We start from the raw sequence: 23,642 nt of genomic DNA on the forward strand, positions 1-23,642 counted from the left end.
CTGGCCTGATCGGCGGGCCCCGCCGCAACCCTTCGCCAGCGAATGCCGACGACGGCTCACGGGCGTAGCGTCCTCGTCTCATGACGGCGGAGGACGTGCGGCCCGCGACGCAGCGCAGCGGGGTGTTCCGGATCAAGAGCGTCGAGCAGTCCATGAAGGACACCGACGACCCGGACAGCAAGTTGCGCAAGGACCTCGGGACCTGGGACCTGATCGTCTTCGGCGTCGCCGTCGTCGTCGGAGCGGGCATCTTCACGATCACCGCGAGCACCGCCGGCAACGTCGCGGGGCCGTCGGTGTCGATCGCGTTCGTGATCGCCGCGGTGGCCTGCGGGCTGGCGGCGCTGTGCTACGCGGAGTTCGCGTCGACGGTGCCTGTCGCGGGCAGCGCCTACACGTTCTCCTACGCCACGTTCGGCGAGATCGTCGCCTGGATCATCGGCTGGGACCTGATCCTCGAGCTGGCGGTGGGCAGTGCCGTCGTCGCGAAGGGCTGGTCGAAGTACCTCGACCAGACGCTCGGGCAGTTCGGGCTCGACGTGCCGACGCAGTTCTCCCTCGGCGGGGCGTTCACCTTCGACTGGGGCGCGCTGCTGCTGGTCGTCGTCCTGACGACGCTGCTCGCGCTGGGCACCAAGCTCTCCAGCCGGGTCAGCCTCGTGTTCACGACGATCAAGGTCGCCATCGTGCTGCTGGTGATCATCGTCGGCATCGGGTACGTCAAGGCCGCCAACTACACGCCGTTCGTCCCGCCCGCTGCGCCCGCCGAGCCGGGCGAGAGCGGGCTGACCCAGTCGCTGCTGTCGCTGTTCGGGGGCGCCGGGAGCAGCAACTTCGGCATCTACGGGCTGCTGGCGGCGGCGTCGGTCGTGTTCTTCGCGTTCATCGGGTTCGACGTCGTCGCCACCACGGCGGAGGAGACGAGGAACCCGCAGAAGTCGCTGCCGCGCGGCATCCTCGGCTCGCTCGCCATCGTGACGGTGCTCTACGTGGGCGTCTCCCTCGTCCTGACCGGCATGGTCAAGTACACCCAGCTCGCCGACAAGCCCGACGGCACGCAGGCCACCCTCGCGACGGCGTTCTCCGACGTCGGCGTCGACTGGGCGGCGACGGTCATCGCCGTCGGCGCGCTCGCCGGCCTCACGACCGTCGTCATGGTGCTGATGCTCGGCCAGGTCCGGATCATCTACGCGATGGGCCGCGACAACCTGCTCCCGCGGTCGCTGGCGCGCACCGGCTCACGTGGCACGCCGACGCGGGCGACCCTCATCGTCGGCGGGCTCGTGGCCGTCGGCGCGACGTTCTTCCCGGCGGGCGACCTCGAACAGATGGTCAACATCGGCACGCTGTTCGCGTTCGTGCTCGTCGCGATCGGGGTGATCATCCTGCGCCGCACCCGGCCCGACCTGGAGCGCTCGTTCCGCACACCGCTGGTGCCGCTGGTGCCGGTCCTCGCGGTCCTGGCGTGCGTGTGGCTGATGCTGAACCTGTCGGTCGAGACGTGGATCCGGTTCGTCGTGTGGATGATCATCGGTGTCGTCGTCTACGTCGCCTACGGGCGCACGCACTCCCGGGTGCGCAAGGAGCAGGAGGCGGAGAAGGGCTAAAGGGTCCCGGTCAGCGCCTGCAGGCCCAGGCTCGCCCCGGCCACCGCGACCCACAGCAGCCCACCGAGCAGCAGCGGCCGCGCGCCCGCGCCGCGGATCTCGGCGGGCCGCAGGGTCAGTCCGACCCCGGCCAGCGCGACGGTGATCAGGAAGGTCCCGATCAGCGACAACGTCGGGTGCCACGCGTCGGGGATCAACCCGAGCGAGCACAGCGCCGCCGCGGCGAGGAAGCCGATCAGGAACAGCGGGACGACGCGTCGCCATGGCACGTCGCGGAGGCTGCGCGCAGAACCGCCCGGCTCCGACCCCGTGGAGCGGCGGGCCGTCCAGAACGCCAGCGCCAGCACGATCGGGACCAGCCACAGGGTGCGCGTCAGCTTCACGACGATCGCGTACGACGACGCGTCCCCGCCGTAGGACAGCGCCGACGCGACGACCGACGACGTGTCGTTGACGGCCGTTCCGGCCCACAGGCCGAACGCCTGGTCGCTCATGCCCATCAGATGCCCGAGTGCGGGGAAGGTGAGGACGGCGACCACGTTGAAGACGAAGATCGTACCCATTGCGTAGGCGATCTCGTGGCGCTTGGCGTCGATGACGGCGGTGGTGGCCGCGATGGCCGAGGCGCCGCAGATGCCGGTGCCGACGGAGATCAGGATCCGGGTCCCGCCGCCGACGCCCAGGGCGCGGCCGAGCAGCCAGCCACCGCCCAGCGCGACGGCGAGCGTGCCGACCATGACCGGGAGCGACCCGGCCCCGACCTGCACGACCTGTTGCAGCGAGAGTCCGGTGCCGAGCACGACGATCGACAGCTGGAGCACGGGCTTGGCGGCGACGTCGATCCCCGGGACGAGCCGGTCGCCGGGCTTGACCAGCACCCCGGCCGCGGCGCCGAGGACGATCGCGAACACCGGCCCGCCGACGACCGGCACCAGCCGGCCGAGTGCCGTCGCGAGCACCGCGACGGCGACGGCCAGTGCGAGGCCGGGGGCGGTCCGGCGGCCCTTGCGCGTTCCCGCGTCGAGCCAGGCGGGCTTCGGCCAGTGCCACGCGTTCCCGGAGTGGTTCGCCCAGGTGCTCATCCGCCCCCCGATGCCGCTGCCGCCGCTGTCCGTACAACCTGTCCGTTGGGTAGGACAGGGTGCGGTAAATGTATGGACATTAGCGTACGGCAGGTCGATCGGCCGAGTGAAGGGGGAAGAACACGTCACCGGAGGCGGCGCCCTGCTCGGGCCTCGACGACAACGGCCCGTACCGCGAGGTGCGGTACGGGCCGTGCTTCGGGGACGGTGTGCGTCAGCCGGTGCTGTCGGGCGCGTCGATCCGATAGCCGGAGAACTTGTCGCGCAACGTCTTCTTCGAGAACTTGCCCACCGACGTCTTCGGCACCTCGTCGATGATCTCGACCGCGTCGGGCAGCCACCACTTCGCCACCCGCGGCTCCAGGAACGCCACCAGCTCGTCCTTGGTCACCGACTGCCCCGGCTTCACGACGATGCACGCCAGCGGCCGCTCCACCCACTTCTCGTGGGGGATCGCGATGACCGCGGCCTCGGCGACCGCCGGGTGGGCCATGATCTCGTTCTCCAGCTCGACCGACGAGATCCACTCACCACCCGACTTGATCAGGTCCTTCGTGCGGTCGACGAGCCGGAAGCTGCCGTAGCGGTCGACACTCGCGACGTCGCCGGTACGCAGCCAGCCGTCCTCGGTGAACTGCGCGCCGCCACCCTCGCCGCGGTAGTACTCCGACGCGATCCACGGCCCGGCGGCCTGCACCTCGCCGGTCGCGGTGTCGTCCCAGGGCTGCTCCTCGCCGGTCTCCGGGTCGACGATCCGCAGCTCGACCAGCGGCACCGGGTGGCCCTGGCGGGCACGCATGTCGGCACGGCCGTCCTCGTCGAGCTCGTCGTGGTGCGAGCGGGCGGTGCCCGTGGTGGCGATCGGGCTGGTCTCGGTCATGCCCCAGGCCTGGAACATGGGGACGCCGATGGCCTCGCGGTAGGCCTCCGACAGCGACCGCGGCACCGCCGAACCGCCGCACAGGATCGTCCGCAGCGACGACAGGTCGTGCTCGCCCAGCTTCGGAAGTGCACCCATCCAAATGGTGGGGACGCCACCGGTGACGGTGACCTTCTCCGACGCCAGCAGCTCCAGAATGGCGTCCGGGGTCATGTTCGGGCCGGGGAAGACGGTGTCCGCGCCGGCCATCAGGATGCCGTACGGCAGGCCCCAGGCGTTGGCGTGGAACATCGGCACGACCGGCATGACGACGTCGCGCTCCGACAGCGCGGGCCCGTCGGTGGTGAGGGTGAAGAACGAGTGCAGCACCGACGACCGGTGCGAGTAGACGACACCCTTCGGGTTGCCGGTGGTGCCGGAGGTGTAGCACATCGCCGCGGCGGTGTTCTCGTCGTCGACGCGGAAACGGCCCTCGAACGGCTCCGACGCCGCGAGGAGCTCCTCGTAGTCGAGGAAGCGCTCGTCGTCGGGGACGGCGTGGTCGGCGCCGTCGTCGATGACGACGTAGCGCCGCACCGTCGGCATCTTGTCGATCAGCGGGAGCAGCAGCGGGAGCAGCGAACGGTCGACGAAGACGACCTCGTCGGCGGCGTGCTCGGCGATGTAGACGAGCTGCTCGGGGAAGAGCCGGATGTTCAGCGTGTGGAGCACGCGGCCCGTGCACGGCGCCGCCAGGTACAGCTCGAGGTGGCGGGCGGTGTTCCAGCAGAAGGTGCCGACGCGGCCGTCGGCACTCACGCCGAGCGTGTCCAGCGCGGTGGCGAGCCTGCGCACCCGGACCGCCCACTCCGCGATCGTGGTGCGGGTGCGGCCGGTGACGGTGGCGGTCACGATCGTCTTGTGCCCGAACAACTGCTCGGCGCGATGGAAGACGTGGGGCAAGGAGAGCGGCCTGTCCTGCATGAGCCCGCGCATGGAACCTCCTGACGGCGCATCCGGCGGCCTCGGTGCCACCATCGCCAGCACGGTACCGGGCCCGGGCGGATCGGACATCGGCCCACGATCGTCGCCCTGCCGTCCTCCTCGGGTGCCCGCGTCGTTCGACGGGCCCGCGGCGCGCGCACCAGTAGGATCGTCGGCCATGACCCCGGACCGCCTCGCCGGCGCCACCGTGTGCCTCGACGTGGGCTCGGCCTGGACGAAGGCCGTGCTGGTCCGGTCGGACGGGGCGATCCACGGCTTCGCCGAGCACCCGACGACGACCGCCGACGTCCTCGCGGGTGTTGACGCGGCCGTGGGCGCGGTGACCGCGGCGGCCCGGACGGGCGAGGAGCCGACGGTGCTGGCGTCGTCGTCGGCGGGTGGCGGGCTGCGGCTCGTCGTCATCGGTACCGAGGGCCTGGCCGCGACGGAGGCCGGGCACCGCGTCGCGCGCTCGGCCGGGGCGCGCGTGGTGCACGTGCACGTGGGCGCGCTGAGCGCGGAGGACGTGCGCGTCGTGCGGGGGCACCGGCCGGGCGCCCTGCTGCTGATGGGCGGGGTCGACGGCGACGACCCGTCGGTCCTGCTGCACAACGCCGGCCGGCTCGCCAGGGCCCGCGTGCGGTACCCGATCGTGCTGGCGGGCAACGCCGCCGCCCGCGACGACGCGCACGCGCTGCTGCGTGCGACGGGCCGCACGGTCGTCGTGTGCGACAACGTCGCCCCCGAGGTGGGGACGGTCGTGGCCGAGCCGGCGCGGCGGGCCGTCGCCGACGTCTTCGCCGGGCACGTCATCGGGGCGCGTGGGCCGTCGGCCGCCCCGCGGTTCCGGCGGATGGTGCAGCTCGCGACGCCCGACGCGGTGTCGCGCGGCGCCGCCGAGCTGGCCCGCGTCACCGGCGGGCGGGTGCTGCTGGTCGACGTCGGGTCGGCGACGACGGCGGTGCACCTCGCCGGTCCGGACGGCGAGGCGCGCTGCACCGTCGAGGGGGATCTGGGCATGCGCAGCGCCGCCCAGGGCGTGTTGACCGAGGGGCAGGCCGAGGGTCTCGTCGACCCGGTGGAGGCCGACCTGCTGGCCCCGGCCGTCGAACGGATGGCGGCCGAGCCCGGGTGGGTTCCCGACGATGCGGGCGGGGCCGCCGAGGACCGTCGTATCGCGGCGCTCGCGGCGGCCGTCGCGGTGCGCAGGCACCTGGCGGCGGGCCCGCCCGACGTCGGGGCCGCGGACGTCGTGGTCCTCTCGGGTGGGGTGTTCCGCCAGCGTGACCACGGGGGGCTGCGCGCGGTCGTCGCGACGTTGCGGGCCGACCGTGCACTGGCGCCGGTGCTCGACGGCGCGCGGATCGTCGTCGACAACGACATCGTTCTGGGGCCGGCGGGCCTGCTCGCGGCCGACGGCAGGGTCGACCTGGCCGAGGCGTTGCTGCAGGACCACGTGCTGGGCTGAGTCCCGGCCCCCCTCCGCGTCGACGGCGTTCCCCTGCCGGGCGCGCTGACCCCGGGGACGCCCGGTGCGGCGTGGGAAGCGTCACGGGTGGGCGAGGCCGTTCCCCGCGTTCGACGTGTTGACACTTGGTGCGCCGTTCTGAATAGATAGCGAACATGGAATCCCGTTCCGTTCCTGACAGCGTGATCGATCGCGCGTTGAACGTGCTGGAACACCTCGTGACGCGGGGCCAGCCCGAGCAGCTCGCCGACATCGCGGCGCAGACGGCGATCCCCAAGGGCACCCTGCACCGGATCCTGCAGACGCTGCAGGCCCGTGGGTACGTCGCCCAGGAGCGCGACGGTCGCTACGCCGCGGGCATCCGCTGCTTCGAGCTGGGCAGCCTGTGGGCCCAGAACCTCGACATGCGCATGGTCGCCGCGCCGCACCTGCTCGCGCTGAACGAGGACACCAAGGAGACCGTGCACCTGGGTGTGTACGAGCAGGGCGACGTCATCTACATCGACAAGCTCGAGAGCCCGCACCAGGTGGTCGCCCGCACCTACGTCGGCAGACGGTGCCCGGCCACCTGCGTCGCCACCGGGCGCGTGCTGCTGGCCTACAGCGACGCCTACGAGATCGACCGCGTGCTCGCAGAGCCCCTGCCGGCCTACACCGAGGATTCGATCACCGACGCCACCGAGCTCCGCGACCTGCTCGCGGAGGTCCGCCGCACCGGCTACGCCGTCAACCACGGCAGCTACCGCCACGAGGTGGGCGGGATCGCCGGGCCCGTCCGTGACTACACCGGCCGCGTCGTCGCCTCGGTCGGACTGTGCATGCCGGAGCACCGCTTCGGCCCCGAGCGGTTCGACGACCTGAGGAGCCGGGTACTGGCCGCGGCAGCGGCGGTGACCACGGCGCTCGGAGGCGCCGTCCTCGCCCCTGCCACGAACCAGGACGGGTGACCCGTGGTCCGGACCCCTGCCGCGGCGCAGCGTCCGCTGAGCAGACGCGGTTTCCTCGGCGCAGCTGCCGCGCTCGGCGCCGGGCTGACCCTCAGCGGCTGCGGCGGCGGGAACGCGGCGCCCCCCGGCGGGGTGAGCGTCCTGGCGTTCCAGCCGCCGTCGCTGGGCGCGTTCCTCCCGGCGATCATCATGGCGCGCGGCATCGACCGCGACCACGGGTTGCCGATCCGGTTCAGCTTCACGACCCCGGACAACTACAACACCGAGTTCTTCGCCGGCCACCACGACGTCGGCGGTAGTGCGGCGCTGCTCTCCGAAGCGCTCCGCACCGAACGTCAGGTCGACGTGACCTACCTGTTCAACCTGTTCGACTACTTCTCCGCGGTGGTGACCTCGGATCCGGGCATCCGCAGTCTGACCGACCTGCCCGGCAGACGGCTCGCCGCCGCGACCGGGACGACCAACCACGCGATGTTCGAGTGGTTCGCCCGCCGCAACGGGCTCGACCTCGATGAGGTCGAGCTGATGAACCAGACCCCTGCCGGGCTCTCGACCATGGCGTTGATCGGCAGGACCGACGCGACCGAGATCTGGGAGCCCGCCTACACCTCGCTGCGGGCGCGCAAGCCGGACATTCGCGCGATCGACATCGGCCTGGACAACTGGAAGTCGGAGTTCGGCACCGACGTCATCCCGTACCTCGGCCTGGCGGCGCGCGGCGAATGGGCTGCCGCGCACCCCGACGAGGCCAGGACCCTGTTCGCCATCTACCGCGACGCCGCGCAGTACACGACCACGCAGCCCGCCGACGCCGCGGCCGTCATCGCCGCCGCCTCGCCGAACGGCAAGGCGGCGACGCTGCAGAAGCTCATCGAGGACCCGACCCGGCTGAAGCTGCACGTCGCACCGGCCGCGTCGATGGTCCGTGACATCGCGGCGGTGTTCGACGCCGGGCGCAGCACCGGTTACCTGACGCGGACGCCACCGGATTCCATCGTCTACAAGGGGCTTTCATGACCTCGCCGAAGACCGGCAGTGCAGTGTCCTCGTCGGGATCCGAGCCCGGGAGACCGCCGTTGTGGCGACGGCTGGCCGACCCGAAGATCCTCGTCCTGATCGTCGGGTTCCTGGTGGTCTGGCAGCTGGCATCGATGGTGACCGAGCCGTACACCGTGCCGCGGATCGGTGACGTGCTCGCGGCCATGGGCACCACGCTCTCGACGCCCGACGAGCTGGCGAACCTGCTGACCACGCTGGCGCGGGTCGGGGTGGGTCTCGTCGTCTCCTTCGCGGTCGGCCTCGGTGTCGGGCTGCTGGCGGGGACGTTCCCGGCCGCCGGTGGCTACCTGCTGCCGATCGTGCGGTTCGTCCAGGGAATTCCGTCGCTGTCCTGGGTGATCATCGCCGTGATCTGGTTCGCCGACGTCGAGACCAGGGTGCTGTTCGTCATGGTGCTGGTGACGCTGCCGGGCTTCGCGTTGCAGACCTACGACTCCTATCGGGCGATCCCGCCGGAGCTGCGCGACATGGCCCGCTCGTTCCGGCCCACCGCGCTCTCGATGTTCCGTGAGGTCACGCTGCCCGCGATCACGCCAGGCCTGTTCACCGCCTGGAAGGTCAACCTCGGGCTCGGGATCCGCATGGTGCTGATCGCCGAGCTCGTCGGCGCGACCGTCGGTGTCGGGGCGCAGCTGCTGTCCGCGCAGCAGCTGTTCGACATGGCCTCGGTCGTCTCCTGGACGCTGCTGCTCGCCTTCTGCGTGTTGCTGCTGCAGGCCCTGATCGACGCGATCGAGGCATCGGCGCTGCGCTACCGGGGCGCCGGGCGGGCAGCGGCCCGGCGCAGGCCCGCTCCGTCCGCGCCCGCCGCTGCGAAGGGATGACCCCATGACCGCGTCCACCACCGGTCCCGACACCGTGATCGCCTTCGACCACGTGTCCAAGACCTTCCCCGGGCACAGCGCCATCAGCGATCTCGACTTCAGGATCGGCCGCGGTGAGCTCGTCTCCGTCGTGGGGGTCACCGGGTGCGGGAAGTCGACCATGTTCAACCTGACGCTCGGGCTGTTCCCGCCCACCGCGGGCGTCGTCCGCGTCCAGGACCACGACCCGCACCGCGACTTCGAGTGGTTCCGCAAGCGCGTCGCCGTCGTGTTCCAGGACGCGCGCCTGCTGCCCTGGCGGACGGCGCTGCAGAACGTCTGCATCGGCATGAAGTTCGCCGGCGTCCCCAAACCGACCTGGGACGCCACCGCGCGCGACTGGCTCGCCCGGCTCGGGCTGGCAGGCCGCGAGGACGCCTACCCGCACCAGCTCTCCGGCGGGCAGCGCCAGCGGGTCTCCCTCGCCCGGGCCTTCGCCGTCGACCCCGAGCTGATCCTGTGCGACGAGTCGTTCTCCGCGCTCGACGAGATCACGGCGCAGACGTTGCGCGCCGAGTTCGTCGAGCTGGTCCGGGCCGGGGGCAAGACCGGCGTCGTGATCACCCACAACATCGGCGAGGCGCTCTCGCTCGGCAACCGCGTCCTCGTGCTGCGCCCGCCCGGCCACCTCGCCGACGACGTGCTCCTGCCGACCGACGCCACGCCGGAGGAGACCGCCGCACTGCGCGCACGGGTGCTGCGCGCGATGAATCCTTCCGCCGAACTCGACCCCGGCGCCGCAGCGGCGCCGAACACCGACATCGCACAGGCGGGAGCCCAGTGACAGCGACCGGACGGATCGTCCTCGCCCACGAGAGACACGACGGCGGCGGCGGCGGAGCCGCGCCGGTGGTGCTCATGCACAGCCTGGGCGCCGACGGCCGCATGTGGGACGCGGTGGTCGAGCGGCTGCGCCCGGGCCGGGACCTCGTCGTGCCGGACTCGCGCGGCCACGGCCGCTCGCCCGGGGGGCTCACCGTCTCCGTCGAGGGCTGGGTCGAGGACCTCGACGCCCTGCTGGCCGAGCTCGCCATCGACACGGTGTCCCTGGTCGGGGTGTCGCTGGGCGGCATCCAGGCCGTCGCCTTCGCGGCGGCCCACCCCGGACGTGTCCGGTCGCTCGTGGTCGCCGACAGCTTCGTCGAGCTCGCCCCCGACGTCGCGGCGACGAAGATCGCCCAGCTCGCGGGGCAGGCCGACACCCTGCCGATGGCCGAGGTCGCCGACCGCTACGTCGCCGACACCTTCGCCGACCCGGTCCCGCCCGGTGCCGAGACCGTCCGCCGGGCCATCGCCGCGATGACACCCGGCGACTACGCTGCCGCTGTCCGGGCCTGCTTCGGTGTCCGCATCACCCACCTGCTTCCCCGCGTCGCGGCACCGACGTTGGTGCTGTGGGGCGACCGGGACGCGAAGACGCCCCGAGCCCTGTCGGAGACCATCCGCGACGGGATCGCCGGTGCGCGCCTCGCGGTCGTCCCCGACGCCGGGCACCTGTCCAACATCGACAACCCGGGCGCGTTCGCGCGTCTTGCCGCCGAGTTCCTCGACGAATCGGTCACGGGGAAAGGAGAACACCGGCATGGGTAGTACCCACGAGGTCACCGTCGACGTGAACGGCCGGAGCCGGCGGGCCACCGTCGCCGCCCGCACCAGCCTCGCCGACTTCCTGCGCGACGAGCTGAACCTGACGGGGACCCATCTCGGGTGCGAGCACGGCGTCTGCGGTGCCTGCACCGTCCTCCTCAACGGCACGCCGGTCCGCTCCTGCATCATGCTGGCCGCGCAGGCCGACGGCGAGAGCGTCACCACGATCGAGGGCCTGTCCGACGAGCACGGGAACCTCAACCCCGTCCAGGAGGCGTTCTGCCGCTCCCACGCCCTGCAGTGCGGGTTCTGCACGCCGGGCATGGTGCTGGCCGTCCAGTCCCTCGTCGACACGGTCGAGGAACCGACCCGCGAGGACATCGACGAGGCCATCGGCGGCAACATCTGCCGCTGCACGGGATACGTGCAGATCCGCGAGGCCGCGCGCAGCGCGGTCGAGGAGGCCCGGTGCGCCCGCGCCGCGACGGGCGCCGGGGGTGCCCGGTGACGGCCACCCCGAGCGCGCCGGCCGCCGCGGCTCCCGACGCGCACCGCTACCTCTCGCAGGAGGCCGGGGTGCGGGAGGACCGGCGGTTCGTCGCCGGCCGCGGGCGCTACGTCGCCGACGTCACCCCGCCGGGCACGCTGCACGTCGGGCTGGTCACCAGCCCGCACCCGCACGCCCGGATCGTCGACATCGACGTGGCGGAGGCGCTGGCCCTCCCCGGTGTCGTCGCCGTACTGACCGGCGCCGAGCTGGCGAAGTCCACCGAGCCGCTGCGCCAGTACCTCGACGTGCCGGAGGTGCAGTGGCGCCCCCTGGCCGTCGACGCCACGCGCTACGCGGGGGAGTGGGTCGCCGCGGTGGTCGCGGAGTCCCGGGCGCTGGCCGAGGACGGCGCCGAGCTGGTGGTCGTCGACTACGAGCCGCTCCCGCACGTCATGGACCCCGAGGTCGCCGCGCGTGCCGACGCCCCGCTGGTGCACCCCACACACGGGACGAACGTGATGGCCCACCGGGAGTTCGCGTGGGGCGACGTCGCCGGTGGCCGGGCGCGGGCCGGTGCCACGACGACGGTGCGCACCCGCTGGAACCGCAACTCGACCGTCCCGCTGGAGACGTTCGGCGTCGTCGCGGCCTGGGACCCGCACCGCGAGCTCCTCGACGTCTGGGCCTCGATCCAGATGCCGCAGTTCCCCGACCAGCTGGCGGGCGCACTGCGGATCCCGACGAACCAGGTGCGCGTGCACTTCGACATCGACGTCGGCGGCAGCTACGGCGTCAAGCGCGGGATCAAGCACGGCGTGCTCGCCGGCTTCCTGGCCCGCCGGCTGGGCGCGCCGGTGAAGCTGATCGAGGACCGCAGCGAGAACATGCACGGCGGCGACTTCCACGGCCCCGACCGCGTCTTCGAGGTCGAGCTCGCCTACACCGCCGACGGCGAGTTCACCCACCTGCGGATCGACGTGATCGACGACGAGGGCGCCTACCCCGGCCGGTCGCCGCTGCAGCTGGCCAAGCCGATCGGCGCGATCGTCGGCCCGTACCGGATCCCGAGCGTCGAGTACAACGCCACCGCCGTGACGACGAACAAGACCGGTCAGGTCGCCGTCCGCGGCTTCGGCCAGTCGCCGACCAACTACGCCATCGAGGCCGCGGTCGACGCGGCGGCCCGCGACCTCGGGATGGACCGGCTGGAGCTGCGCCGTCGCAACTTCATCCAGCCCGAGGAGTTCCCGTACCGCATCCCGAGCGGTACCGAGTACGACTCGGGCGACTACCCGGCCGTCGTCGACAAGGCGGTCCGGGCGGCCGACCTCCCGGCGCTGATCGAGCGGCGGGACGCGGTCCGGGCCGAGGGTGGGCTCGCGGGTATCGGGTTCGCCGCGTGTCTGGAGCCCAGCGGCGGCAACGCGATCTTCGAGAACGTCATGAACCCGCGCAACGACAAGACCACCTTCCCCGAGGGGTGCCGGATCCGGGTCGACGGCGAGGGCGCGGTCACCGCGGTCGTCTCGATCTCCTCGGCGGGCCAGTCCCACGACACGATGGTCGCCACGCTCGTCGGCGAGGAGCTCGGCGTCGACCCGGCCGGGATCACCGTGCTGCGCGCCGACTCGCTCGCGGGCTTCCCGTCGCAGAGCCCCGTCGGCAGCCGGATGGCCATCGTGCTCGGTCAGGCGATCCGCGGCGCCGCCGACGAGCTGAAGGCGCGGCTGTGTGCCATCGGCGCCCACCAGCTCGGTCTCGCGCCCGACGAGGTCCGCTACGACCGGGGCTCGGTCGTCGCGCACGCCGACCCCGACGCGGCCGTCGGCTGGCGCGACCTGGTCGCGATCGCCCACCGCAAGCAGCACCTGCTCCCGCCCGGCGCCTCGCCGGGGCTCGAGGTCGTCCACGTCGCCCACACCCCGCGGTCGGGCACGCTCGCCGAGCCGGACGGCACGGTCCAGCTCTACCCGTGCTACTCCTTCGAGGTCCACGTGGTGCTCGCCGAGATCGACCCCGGGACGGCGAAGGTCGAGCTGCGCGACTACGTCATCGGCCACGACTGCGGCACGGTGCTCAACCCCGAGGTCGTGCGCGGCATGGTCTACGGGGGAACGGCGCACGGCATCGGCGTCGCCCTCTACGAGCAGTTCGCCTTCAACCCCGACGGCCAGCCGCTCACCCAGTCGTTCATCGACTACCTGCTGCCCAGCGCCCACGAGGTGCCCGACATCGTCGACGTCGAGCACTGCACACCCTCGCCCTACACGACGTTCGGGCAGAAGGGCGCGGGCGAGGCCGGCTACATGGGAGCGCCCGCGGCCGTCGCGGGCGCGGTGAACGACGCGCTCACCGCGCGGGGTGCCGCCCCCGTCCACTCCCTGCCCATCACCCCCAGCGACATCTGGTCGGCCCTGCGCGCGACCCGCGAGGAAGGACCCCAATGACCGTCGTCATCGACTCCCACGCCCACCTCGTCCCCCGGTCCCTGCTGGCGGACCTGCACAGCGGCGCGGTCCGGTTCCCGTCGATCGAGGTGACCGCGCACGAGGAGACGTTCCGCGTCGCGTTCGGGGGCGGGGCGCCCACCCGTCCCGTCGCACCCGGCCTCACCGACAACGCCCGCCGGCTCGCCTGGCTCACCGACAACGGCATCGACCTGCAGGTCACCGGCGGCTGGCTGGACATCTTCGGCTACGACCTGCCCGCCGACGAGGGCGCCGACTGGGCGGAGGTCCTCACCGACGGGCTGCGCGCCGCGGCCGTGCCGGAGCGCCAGGTCGTCCTCGGGACCGTGCCGCTGCAGGACGCGGCCCGCGCCGCCACCGCCCTGCGCGCCCAGCGTGCCGCCGGGCTGCCCGGTGTCATGATCGCGACGCGCGCGGGCGCGACCGAGCTGGCCGACGACGCGCTGCGCCCGTTCTGGGAAGCGGCCGACGAGACCGGTGCCGTCGTGTTCCTGCACCCCGGGTTCGCCGGCGCGAGCCCCCGCTACCAGGATTTCGGCCTGGTCAACGGACTGGCCCGGCTCGAGGACACCACGGTCGCGCTGGCCCGGATGCTCTACGCGGGCATCCCCGCGCGCTACCCGGGCGCCCGGATCGTCGTGGCGCACGCGGGCGCGGCGCTGCCGTACGTGCTCGGGCGGCTGGTGCGCAACCACCTCCTGCACCCGGACGCCACCCGCGACCCGCTCGAGTCGTTCGCCCACCTCTACTTCGACAGCGTCGTCTTCGACTCCGACGCGCTGCGCTTCCTCGTCGAGAAGGCCGGTCCGGAGCGGGTGCTGATGGGCTCGGACTACCCGTTCCCGATCGGGGACCTCGAACCCGGCGCCGTCGTCGACGCCGCGAAGCTGCCCGACGCGCAGCGCGTCATGCTCACCGGCGAGAACGCACGGCGGCTGTTCCTGGGCGACGGCTCGTGAAGCCGATCGACTTCCACCTCCACCGCCCGACCACCCTGGCGGAGGCGATCGCCCTGCTCGCCGAGCACGGCGACGACGCGAAAGTGCTCGCCGGCGGGCAGAGCCTGCTGCCGCTGCTGAACTTCCGGCTGGCCCGCCCCGAACACGTCGTCGACCTCGGCCGGCTGACCACGCTGCGCACGACCCGCCGCACCACGGACGGGCTGACGCTCGGTGCGATGGTCACCTACGCCCGCGCCGAGGCCTCCCGCGCGGTCGCGGAGGACGCGCCGCTGCTCGCGGCGGCGCTCCCGTTCGTCGCGCACAAACCGGTCCGGGCGCGGGGCACCGTCGGCGGCAGCATCGCGCACGGCGACCCGGCGGCCGAGCTCCCCGCGGTGATCCGTGCGCTCGACGCCGTCATGGTCGCGGCCGGGCCGCGCGGGGTCCGCCGGATCCCCGCCGCCGAGTTCTTCGTCGGCAACCTGGTGACGGCCCTGGAGGTCGACGAGATCCTCACCGGCATCGACGTCGCCCGCCCGGCCCGCGGCACCGGGGCGGCGTTCACCGAGGTGGGCCGCCGGCAGGGCGACTTCGCTCTCGTCGGCGCGGGGGCCCAGGTCACCGTGGCCGACGGCGTGGTCGTCGACGTCCGCATCGCCCTCACCGGCATCGCCGGCGTGCCGCACCGCGCCACCGAGGCCGAGACCCTGCTGACCGGCGTGCCACCGGCCGACCTCGACCTCGACGCGGCGGCCGACGCCACCCGCGCGGTCATCGCCCCCAGCGGCGATCTGCACGCCACCGCCGACTACCGCCGCGACGTCGCCGGCGTGCTGCTGGGACGCGTCGTCGCCACCGCGGTCGAACGCGCGACCGGCCACGCCCACCGCGCGGCCTGAGAGGACACCATGATCTACGAGCTCCGCGAGTACGTGGCCCACGAGAACGCGGTGGAGCAGCTCCACGCCCGCTTCGCCGACCACACGCTGTCGCTGTTCGCCGAACACGGCATCGAGCCGCTCGGCTTCTGGACCGACCGCGACGACCCGGCCCGGATCGTCTACCTCCTCCGGTTCGACGACGCAGCCGCGCAGCGGCGGGCCTGGGCCGCCTTCCAGGACGACCCGCGCTGGCAGCAGGTCAAGAAGGCGTCGGAGAAGGACGGTCCCATCGTGGCCGACATGCTCAGCCGCACCCTCGAGCCGGTCTCCTACTGGAGTGCCCCGTGATGCATCTCGACCACCAGTTCCGTGTCCCGCTGCCCGTCGACCAGACCTGGACGATCCTCACCGACCTCCCGACGGTCGCCCGGTGCCTGCCCGGGGCCCACCTCGACTCGGCCGTCGACGGCCGCTACGACGGGGGGCTCGCGACCCGGATCGGACCGATCAGCGCGAAGTACCGCGGCACGGCGACGTTCGTCGAGCTCGACGAGGTCGACCACCGGGCCGTGATCGAGGCCCGTGGCCGCGAGGAGAAGGGCAGCGGCACCGCCACCGCGGTCATCACGATGCTCCTCAAGCCCGAGGGCGACTCGACGCTCGTCGAGGTCACGACGGAGCTGGCGATCAGCGGGCGGGCCGCGCAGTTCGGGCGCAGCCTGCTCGCCGACGTGAGCGCGACGATGCTCACCGAGTTCGTGCGCAGGCTCGAGCGCATGATCGCGGCCGGTGAGCACACGGCGCCGGCCCAGACCGCGGCCCCGGCGCAGGGCTCCGCGACGGCGACGGCGCCGGCGCAGATCCCGGCGGGGGCCGCCGCCGACGACGACCAGCTCGACGCCGTCCGGCTGGTCGTGCTGCCGATGCTCAAGCGCGCCGCCGGACCGCTCGCCGGTGCCGCGGCCGGTCTCCTGGTCGGGCTCGTGCTCGGCCGCTCCACCGGCCGACGGCGGCACGGGGAGTTCCATCCACGAAGGAGTGATTCATGACGACATTCGTGCTCGTGCACGGCGCGTGGTGCACCGGTGACATCTGGGCGGAGGTGGCGGCGACGTTGCGGACGAACGGCCATCGCGTCGAGGTGGCCGAGCTGCCCAGCACCGGACCGCGCCCCGACGGCCTCGGCGACCTCGCCGCCGACGCCGCCCACCTCCGAGACCTGCTCGACGACCTCGACGACGTCAACGACGTCGTGCTCGTGGCGCACTCCTACGGCGGTTTCCCCGTGACGGAGGTCGCCGACCACCCGGCCATCCGGCACACGGTCTACCTCGCCGCGTTCTGGCCGAAGGCCACCGAGTCCCTGCTGCAGATCCGGTCCGCGCACCCCGAGGCGTGGCTGGACGTGCGTGACGACGGCACGATCGCCGTCACCGACGACGAGGCGATCGCCCGCGCGGTCCTGGCCGCGGACCTGTCGCCCGAGGAGTTCGCGCCGCTGCGGAAGGGCCTGCAGCTGCAGTCGGCCGCCAGCTTCGCCGCCGGCGCCACCCCACCCGCCCGCGACCACGGCACGACCTACGTCGTGTGCCTGCAGGACCGGGCGATCCACCTCGCCGACCAGCGCCGCATGTCCGCGGCGGCCGATCGCGTCGTCGACCTCGACGCCGCGCACATGGCGATGGTCTCCGAACCCGGCGCCGTCGGCTCCGTCCTGCTCGACCTCGTCTGACCCCGCACGTCCTCATCTCAACGTGGAGACCCCCAGCATGAGCACATCGGCGAGCACGTCGACGGCAGCGACGACGACGCCCCCACCCCCCACCGCCGTGCAGCGTCGGCGGGCCGCGGCGGCCAGCTTCATCGGCGCCACGGTCGAGTTCTACGACTTCTTCCTGTACGGCACCGCGGCCGCGCTCGTGTTCGGGCCGCAGTTCTTCCCGTCGTTCTCCGCCACCGCCGGCACCCTCGCGGCGCTCGGGACGTTCCTCGCCGGGTTCGTCGCCCGGCCGATCGGTGGCGTCGTGATGGGCCACTACGGCGACCGCATCGGCCGTCGCGCCATGCTCGTGGTCTCCCTGATGGTCGTCGGTGTCACCACCATCGGCATCGGGGTGCTGCCCACCTACGCCCAGATCGGGGTCTGGGCACCGATCGGGCTCGTGGTGCTGCGGCTGCTGCAGGGCCTCGCCCTCGGCGGGGAGTGGAGCGGCGCGGTGCTCATGTCGGTCGAGCACGCCCCACCCGGCAGGCGGGGGCTCTACGGGGTGTTCCCGCTGATGGGAGCGCCCGGCGGGCTCCTGCTGGGCAACATCGCCTTCCTGCTCACCAGCGGCCTCGCCGGGCCCGCGTTCACCGAGTGGGCGTGGCGGATCCCGTTCCTGGCCAGCGCCGTCCTCATCGGGGTCGGTTTCTTCCTGCGCCTGCGGGTCTCGGAGAGCCCGGCGTTCGCGGAGCTCGCCCGCGAGCGCGACCGCAGCTCACGGCCGCTGCTGGAGGTGCTGCGCCACCACCCGCGCGCCGTCCTCGTCGGTGCGGGCCTGCCGTTGGCCGGCGTCATGTCGTTCTACATCTTCGCGGTCCACATGCTCACCTACATGACCACGACGGTGCAGCTCAGCCGCCTGGCCGCGCTGATCGCGGTACTCGCGGCCACGGTCGCGTGCCTGATCGGGATGTTCGCCACCGGGCCGCTGTCGGACCGGTTCGGGGCGCGTCGGGTACTGATCGCGGGGCTGATCTGGCTGGCGGTCGCCGCGGCGATCGGGGTGCCGCTCATCGACACCGGCGTCCCCGCCGCCTACCTGCCGGCGATGGTGCTGCTGGGGATCGGCAGCGGAGCCGCCTACGGGCCGATCGGGACGATGATCAGTGCCCTGTTCCCGGCCCGGGTGCGGTTCAGTGGTTCGTCGATGAGCTACCAGATCGCGACGCTCGTCGGCGGAGCACCCGCGCCCCTGATCGCGGCGGCGCTGGTCGCGGCCACGGGAACGTCGATGGTCGTCGGGATCTACATCGTGGTCGTGGTGCTGGTCGCGCTGACCGCCACCCTGGCGTTCACCCGGGTCGTGCCGACGTCCTGACCCGCCCGCGAACCGCTACCGCAGTGGTTCGCGAGGACCGGTGCGACCGGGCACCGCCGTGCCCGGTCGCACCGGCCGGCCCGTGAGCGAGCCGACACCGGCCCGTCGGGGCGCGAGTTGACACCGGGCGTCTCCGGCGACGAAGCTGGACGACGCGATCGCTGAGTCGGTGTCGAGGGGCGCTGCGACGGACCCGTGTCCGCCACGCTCGACCACCGGGCCATTGCTGAACGAAAGGGCGCCTCACTCGTCGGAGGAGGCCGCCCGCATGACGTCCTCCTCCGCCGCGGCGTCGCGGATCGCACACGCCGCTCCCACCGCACCCAGGACGGAACACCGCCGCACCCACGCGGCACACGAGGAGGACTGACCACCCGATGAGCGTGACCGACACGACGACGACGGACCCCGGAGCGCGGCGCCAGGAGCGCAACGGCCTGGAGTTCGCCATCGCCGATCTGGAGCTTGCCGACTTCGGGCGCAAGGAGCTGCGGCTCGCCGAGCACGAGATGCCCGGCCTCATGGCGCTGCGCCGTGAGTACGCCGACACCCAGCCGCTGCGCGGCGCCCGCATCGCCGGCTCCCTGCACATGACCGTGCAGACCGCGGTGCTGATCGAGACCCTGACCGCGCTGGGCGCCGACGTCCGCTGGGTCAGCTGCAACATCTTCTCCACCCAGGACCACGCCGCGGCCGCGACCGTCGTCGGCCCCACCGGCACCGTCGAGGCGCCCGCCGGCGTGCCCGTCTTCGCCTGGAAGGGCGAGACGCTGCAGGAGTACTGGTGGTGCACGGAGCAGCTGTTCAAGTTCCGTGACGACAACGGCCAGGTCATCGGCCCGAACATGATCCTCGACGACGGCGGCGACGCCACCCTGCTCGTGCACAAGGGCGTCGAGTTCGAGAAGACCGGCGCCGTCCCCACCGTCGACGACGACGACCTCACCGTCGCCGACGAGTACCGCATCATCCTCGACGCCCTGCGCCGCAGCCTGGCCGCCGACGGCCAGTACTGGACGCGCGTGGCCGCCGACATCCGCGGCGTCACCGAGGAGACCACCACGGGTGTGCACCGGCTCTACCAGCTCGCCGAGCAGGAGCTGCTGCTGTTCCCGGCGATCAACGTCAACGACTCGGTCACCAAGAGCAAGTTCGACAACAAGTACGGCATCCGCCACTCGCTGGTCGACGGGCTCAACCGCGGCACCGACGTCCTCATCGGCGGCAAGGTCGCCGTCGTCGCCGGCTACGGCGACGTGGGCAAGGGCTCAGCCGAGGCGCTGGCCGGGCAGGGCGCCCGCGTCATCGTCGCTGAGGTCGACCCGATCTGCGCGCTGCAGGCGCTGCTCGAGGGCTACCAGGTCGCGCGGCTGGAGGACGTCATCGGCCGCGCCGACATCGTCATCACCACGACGGGCAACAAGGACATCGTCACCGTCGAGCTGCTCACGAAGATGAAGCACCAGGCGATCCTGGGCAACGTCGGGCACTTCGACAACGAGATCGACATGGCCGGCCTCGCCCGAATCCCGGGCATCAAGAAGGTCAACATCAAGCCGCAGGTCGACGAGTGGATCTTCCCCGACGGGCACACCATCCTCGTGCTGTCCGAGGGCCGGCTGATGAACCTGGGCAACGCGACGGGCCACCCGTCGTTCGTGATGAGCAACAGCTTCGCCAACCAGGTCATCGCGCAGATCGAGCTGTACACCAAGCACGAGGAGTACAACAAGGACGTCTACCGGCTGCCGAAGATCCTCGACGAGAAGGTCGCGAAGATCCACGTCGAGGCCCTGGGCGGGGAGCTGACCACGCTCACCAAGGACCAGGCCGAGTACATCGGTGTCGACGTCGAGGGCCCGTTCAAGCCCGAGCACTACCGCTACTGATCGGCGCCGCGAGGTGACCGCCGGGGCCGTGCCCACCACGTCGGGCGACGGCTGGACGTACTGCGCCCAGGGCCACAAGCACTGGGGGATTCACGGTGCGGCCGGCCTGCTCGCCCGGCACCGCGACCCCGGCGGCACCGAATGGGTGCTGCTGCAGCACCGCGCCTCCTGGAGCCACCACGGCGGCACCTGGGGCATTCCCGGCGGGGCCCGTGACCTCGGCGAGCCGGCCGAGGCCGCGGCCCGCCGGGAGGTCACCGAGGAGTCCGACCTCGACGTCACCGCCATCACCGCCGCCGGCGAGTTCGTCGACGACCACGGCGGCTGGACCTACACCACCGTCGCCCTGTGGCTGCCCGCTCTCGTCCCCGTCGCCGTCCGCGGCCTGGAGAGCGACGAGTTCGCCTGGACACCTGTCCGCGACCTCGACCACGCCCCCCTGCACCCCGGGTTCGCGGCGAGCTGGCCCGCGGTCCGGACGCTCTGACCCTGTGAGCGGCAATAGTCGCTATAGCGACTATTGCCACTCACGACCCCTGACGTGCGGTGGGCGGGATCGTCGTCGTGCCTCGCCCGGTACGGTCCGCGGCGTGGGACGGCTGATCGTCATCGAAGGGCTCGACGGGGCCGGCAAGCGGACCTTGACCGACGGGTTGTGCGCCGCCCTGGCCGCGCAGGGCGCGTCGACGGCCCGGCTCGCGTTCCCGCGCTACGACGACGACGTCCACGCCGAGCTGGCCCGCGACGCCCTCTACGGGCGGCTCGGCGACCTGTCGGACTCCGTCCACGGCATGGCCGTGCTGTTCGCGCTCGACCGGCGCGCCGCGATCCCGGTGATCTGCGACCTGCTCGCGGCGAACGACGTCGTGATCGTCGACCGCTACGTCGCCTCCAACGCCGCCTACAACGCCGCACGACTGCACCAGGACGCGTCCGGCGAGATCGTCGAATGGGTACGTGCGCTGGAGATCGAGCGGTTCGGCCTGCCCGTCCCGGACCTCCAGCTGTTCCTCTCCGTCCCCCGCGCGATCGCCGCCGAGCGTGCCGTCGGCCGCGCGCAGACCGAAGCCGGCCGTGAGCGCGACCGCTACGAGTCCGACGACGACCTCCAGGCCCGCACCGGCGCCGTCTACGCCCGGCTCGCGGCGACGTCGTGGCTCTCGGAGTGGGCGGTCGTCGACGGCACCGCCCGAGTCGACGCCGCCGCCCTCGCCGCCCGCGTCACCGGGCGCGAGCCGAGCCCCTGACCGGCGTGTCGCAGGGTGATGGGATGCTGCGCACATGAAGTCGCGCGTTCTGGTGGTCGACGACGACCCGGCACTGGCCGAGATGCTGACCATCGTTCTGCGCGGGGAGGGCTTCGACACCGCCGTCGTCGGCGACGGGACGAAAGCGCTGCCCGCCGTCCGCGAACTGCGGCCCGACGTCGTACTGCTCGACCTCATGCTGCCCGGCATGAACGGCATCGACGTCTGCCGCGCCATCCGGTCGGAGTCCGGCGTGCCGATCGTGATGCTCACGGCCAAGAGCGACACCGTCGACATCGTGCTCGGGCTGGAGTCCGGCGCCGACGACTACGTCGTGAAGCCGTTCAAGCCCAAGGAGCTCGTCGCCCGCATCCGCGCCCGCGTGCGCCGGGTCGAGAACGAGCCCGCCGAACAGCTCTCCATCGGCGACGTCGACATCGACGTCCCCGCCCACCAGGTCACCCGCGGCGGGGCGCCCATCGCGCTGACGCCGCTGGAGTTCGACCTGCTCGTCGCGCTGGCGCGCAAGCCGCGGCAGGTGTTCACCCGCGAGGTGCTGCTCGAACAGGTGTGGGGCTACCGGCACGCCGCCGACACCCGGCTGGTCAACGTGCACGTCCAGCGCCTGCGCTCCAAGGTGGAACGCGACCCGGAACACCCCGAGGTCGTCCTGACGGTGCGTGGCGTCGGGTACAAGGCCGGCCCGCCGTGATCGCCCGGCCCCGGCCGTGGGACTGATCGACGCCGCCCGCGCCACCGCCGGGATGCTCGGCAGGGCCGGGCGCAGGATCGGGCGGACGGGCCCGGGACAACGGGTCGGCGCCGTCGTCCACGCCACCGGGCTGGGCGTCGTCGAGGTCCGCAACGCCTTCGCCGCGGCCTGGCGGCGCTCGCTGCAGTTGCGCGTCGCCATGTCGACGCTCGCCCTGTCGACCGCGGTCGTCCTCGTCCTCGGCCTCGTGCTGCAGACCCAGATCGCGGACCGTCTCGTCCAGGGGAAGTTCGACGCCGCCGTCGCCCAGACCGAAGCCGCCCGCGGCGTCCTCGAACGCGACCTCTCCGGGGTCGACCCCGACCGCGAGGGCGCCCAGGCGACGCTGACCAACGCGCTCGAGCAGCTCACCAACTCCAGCATCGCCGACCAGCCCGGATCGCCCACCGCCGGTGAGTTCCGGGCCGTCCTGACCACCGGCGACACCCCCGGCGCGTCCGGAGCGCCCGTGTCGGCCGGCACCGTCGCCGACATCCCCGCCGACATCGCCGCAGCCGTCGCCGCGGGCGGGCTCGCGCGCAAGTACGTCACCGTCGGCGACACCCCGACGCTGATCATCGGCCAGCCCGTCACCACCGCGGGCCGCGACCTGCAGTTCTATCTGCTCTTCCCGCTCGACGCCGAGAAGCGGACGCTCGGGCTCGTGCAGTCGACGCTCATCGTCTCCGGGCTCGTACTGATCATCCTGCTCGCGGCCATCACGAGCCTGGTGACGCGGCAGGTCGTGCGCCCGGTGCGGCAGGCCGCGGAGGTCGCCGAACGGTTCGCCGACGGGCACCTCGACGAGCGCATGCCCGTCCGCGGCGACGACGAGATGGCGCGGCTCGGCGAGTCCTACAACGAGATGGCCTCCAGCATCCAGAGCCAGATCCGCCAGCTCGAGGAGTTCGGAGCACTGCAGCGCCGCTTCACCTCCGACGTCTCCCACGAGCTGCGCACCCCCCTCACGACGGTCCGCATGGCCGCCGACGTCCTCTACGCCTCCCGCGACGAGCTCCTCCCCGCCCTGCGCCGCAGCTCGGAGCTGCTGGTCACCGAGCTCGACCGCTTCGAGGCCCTGCTCGCCGACCTGCTCGAGATCAGCCGCCTCGACGCCGGCGTCGCCGAGCTCGGCGCCGAACGGCTCGACATGCACCATGTCGTGTCCCGGGCGGTCGAGGCCGTCCGCGGGCTCGCCGAGGAGAGCGGCACCCCGCTCGTGCTCGACCTGCCCACCGACGTGATGGCCGAGGTCGACTCCCGGCGCGTCGAGCGGATCGTGCGCAACCTCGTCGCCAACGCCCTCGACCACGGCGAGGGCCGCCCCGTCGAGGTGACCCTGCGCGGCGACGCGGTCGGTGTCGCCGTCGCGGTGCGCGACCACGGTGTCGGGCTGCGCCCCGGCGAGGCCGGCCTTGTGTTCAACCGGTTCTGCC

The 23,642-nt window shown here is 72.6% G+C and carries 22 protein-coding genes; 20 read left to right on the forward strand and 2 right to left on the reverse strand.

What is annotated here, in order from left to right; all coding sequences use genetic code 11:
* Positions 1-80 precede the first annotated feature (80 nt).
* Entirely contained in the window at positions 81-1,607 is a 1,527-nt protein-coding gene (locus PSU4_RS26210; RefSeq protein ID WP_147113997.1) for an amino acid permease, read from the forward strand.
* Here the strand turns inward: PSU4_RS26210 and PSU4_RS26215 are convergent.
* Both PSU4_RS26215 and PSU4_RS26220 read right to left on the reverse strand, forming a co-directional pair.
* A complete protein-coding gene (locus tag PSU4_RS26215) occupies positions 1,604-2,689 on the reverse strand; it encodes a YeiH family protein (RefSeq protein ID WP_147114000.1) in 1,086 nt (361 codons plus the stop codon). The genes PSU4_RS26210 and PSU4_RS26215 overlap by 4 nt on opposite strands.
* Before the next feature lie 214 nt (positions 2,690-2,903).
* Positions 2,904-4,544, reverse strand: a complete 1,641-nt coding sequence (locus PSU4_RS26220; RefSeq protein ID WP_147114003.1) for a long-chain fatty acid--CoA ligase — start codon at positions 4,542-4,544, stop codon at positions 2,904-2,906.
* A 166-nt stretch (positions 4,545-4,710) separates the two neighbouring features.
* Between PSU4_RS26220 and PSU4_RS26225 the strand changes: the two genes are divergently transcribed.
* From PSU4_RS26225 to mtrB, 19 genes are all read left to right on the forward strand, one after another.
* Complete coding sequence (locus PSU4_RS26225) at positions 4,711-6,000, forward strand: glutamate mutase L (protein ID WP_147114006.1); 1,290 nt, start codon at positions 4,711-4,713, stop codon at positions 5,998-6,000.
* Between the two features lie 182 nt (positions 6,001-6,182).
* On the forward strand, positions 6,183-6,947 hold the full coding sequence (locus tag PSU4_RS26230) for an IclR family transcriptional regulator (protein ID WP_186817192.1): 765 nt from the start codon (positions 6,183-6,185) through the stop codon (positions 6,945-6,947).
* A 3-nt stretch (positions 6,948-6,950) separates the two neighbouring features.
* Positions 6,951-7,964, forward strand: a complete 1,014-nt coding sequence (locus PSU4_RS26235; protein WP_147114012.1) for an ABC transporter substrate-binding protein — start codon at positions 6,951-6,953, stop codon at positions 7,962-7,964.
* Positions 7,961-8,830: an ABC transporter permease gene (locus PSU4_RS26240; protein WP_147114015.1), complete on the forward strand. Its 870-nt coding sequence runs from the start codon at positions 7,961-7,963 to the stop codon at positions 8,828-8,830. The genes PSU4_RS26235 and PSU4_RS26240 overlap by 4 nt, the downstream gene beginning before the upstream one ends.
* A 4-nt stretch (positions 8,831-8,834) precedes the next feature.
* Complete coding sequence (locus PSU4_RS26245) at positions 8,835-9,653, forward strand: ABC transporter ATP-binding protein (RefSeq protein ID WP_147114018.1); 819 nt, start codon at positions 8,835-8,837, stop codon at positions 9,651-9,653.
* On the forward strand, positions 9,650-10,459 hold the full coding sequence (locus PSU4_RS26250) for an alpha/beta fold hydrolase (protein WP_147114021.1): 810 nt from the start codon (positions 9,650-9,652) through the stop codon (positions 10,457-10,459). Before PSU4_RS26245 ends, PSU4_RS26250 begins: the two co-directional genes overlap by 4 nt.
* Complete coding sequence (locus PSU4_RS26255) at positions 10,452-10,964, forward strand: (2Fe-2S)-binding protein (protein WP_147114024.1); 513 nt, start codon at positions 10,452-10,454, stop codon at positions 10,962-10,964. The genes PSU4_RS26250 and PSU4_RS26255 overlap by 8 nt, the downstream gene beginning before the upstream one ends.
* Positions 10,961-13,393 (forward strand): xanthine dehydrogenase family protein molybdopterin-binding subunit, encoded by a 2,433-nt coding sequence (locus PSU4_RS26260; protein ID WP_147114027.1) that lies wholly within the window; start codon positions 10,961-10,963, stop codon positions 13,391-13,393. The genes PSU4_RS26255 and PSU4_RS26260 overlap by 4 nt, the downstream gene beginning before the upstream one ends.
* On the forward strand, positions 13,390-14,373 hold the full coding sequence (locus PSU4_RS26265) for an amidohydrolase family protein (protein WP_147114030.1): 984 nt from the start codon (positions 13,390-13,392) through the stop codon (positions 14,371-14,373). The genes PSU4_RS26260 and PSU4_RS26265 overlap by 4 nt, the downstream gene beginning before the upstream one ends.
* A complete protein-coding gene (locus PSU4_RS26270; RefSeq protein WP_147114033.1) occupies positions 14,370-15,254 on the forward strand; it encodes an FAD binding domain-containing protein in 885 nt (294 codons plus the stop codon). Before PSU4_RS26265 ends, PSU4_RS26270 begins: the two co-directional genes overlap by 4 nt.
* Positions 15,255-15,263: 9 nt before the next feature.
* Positions 15,264-15,584, forward strand: a complete 321-nt coding sequence (locus tag PSU4_RS26275; protein ID WP_147114038.1) for an NIPSNAP family protein — start codon at positions 15,264-15,266, stop codon at positions 15,582-15,584.
* The gene (locus tag PSU4_RS26280) at positions 15,584-16,285 is read left to right on the forward strand and encodes an SRPBCC family protein (protein WP_246115356.1); all 702 of its coding nucleotides are present in this window, start codon (positions 15,584-15,586) and stop codon (positions 16,283-16,285) included. The genes PSU4_RS26275 and PSU4_RS26280 overlap by 1 nt, the downstream gene beginning before the upstream one ends.
* The gene (locus tag PSU4_RS26285) at positions 16,282-16,968 is read left to right on the forward strand and encodes an alpha/beta hydrolase (RefSeq protein ID WP_147114045.1); all 687 of its coding nucleotides are present in this window, start codon (positions 16,282-16,284) and stop codon (positions 16,966-16,968) included. Before PSU4_RS26280 ends, PSU4_RS26285 begins: the two co-directional genes overlap by 4 nt.
* A 37-nt stretch (positions 16,969-17,005) precedes the next feature.
* A complete protein-coding gene (locus PSU4_RS26290) occupies positions 17,006-18,319 on the forward strand; it encodes an MFS transporter (RefSeq protein WP_147114048.1) in 1,314 nt (437 codons plus the stop codon).
* A gap of 377 nt (positions 18,320-18,696) precedes the next feature.
* Positions 18,697-20,208: an adenosylhomocysteinase gene (gene ahcY, locus PSU4_RS26295; RefSeq protein ID WP_147114052.1), complete on the forward strand. Its 1,512-nt coding sequence runs from the start codon at positions 18,697-18,699 to the stop codon at positions 20,206-20,208.
* 28 nt (positions 20,209-20,236) lie between these two features.
* A complete protein-coding gene (locus PSU4_RS26300; RefSeq protein WP_246115354.1) occupies positions 20,237-20,695 on the forward strand; it encodes an NUDIX domain-containing protein in 459 nt (152 codons plus the stop codon).
* 103 nt (positions 20,696-20,798) lie between these two features.
* The gene (locus PSU4_RS26305; protein WP_147114058.1) at positions 20,799-21,455 is read left to right on the forward strand and encodes a dTMP kinase; all 657 of its coding nucleotides are present in this window, start codon (positions 20,799-20,801) and stop codon (positions 21,453-21,455) included.
* Positions 21,456-21,489: 34 nt separating this feature from the next.
* Positions 21,490-22,167, forward strand: coding sequence for an MtrAB system response regulator MtrA (gene mtrA / locus PSU4_RS26310; protein ID WP_098958387.1), 678 nt, complete (start codon positions 21,490-21,492; stop codon positions 22,165-22,167).
* 52 nt (positions 22,168-22,219) lie between these two features.
* Positions 22,220-23,642 (forward strand): MtrAB system histidine kinase MtrB (gene mtrB / locus PSU4_RS26315; RefSeq protein WP_147114061.1); only part of this gene is annotated, 1,423 nt, incomplete at its 3' end.

This window comes from Pseudonocardia sulfidoxydans NBRC 16205, assembly GCF_007989085.1.
Lineage (GTDB): Bacteria > Actinomycetota > Actinomycetes > Mycobacteriales > Pseudonocardiaceae > Pseudonocardia > Pseudonocardia sulfidoxydans.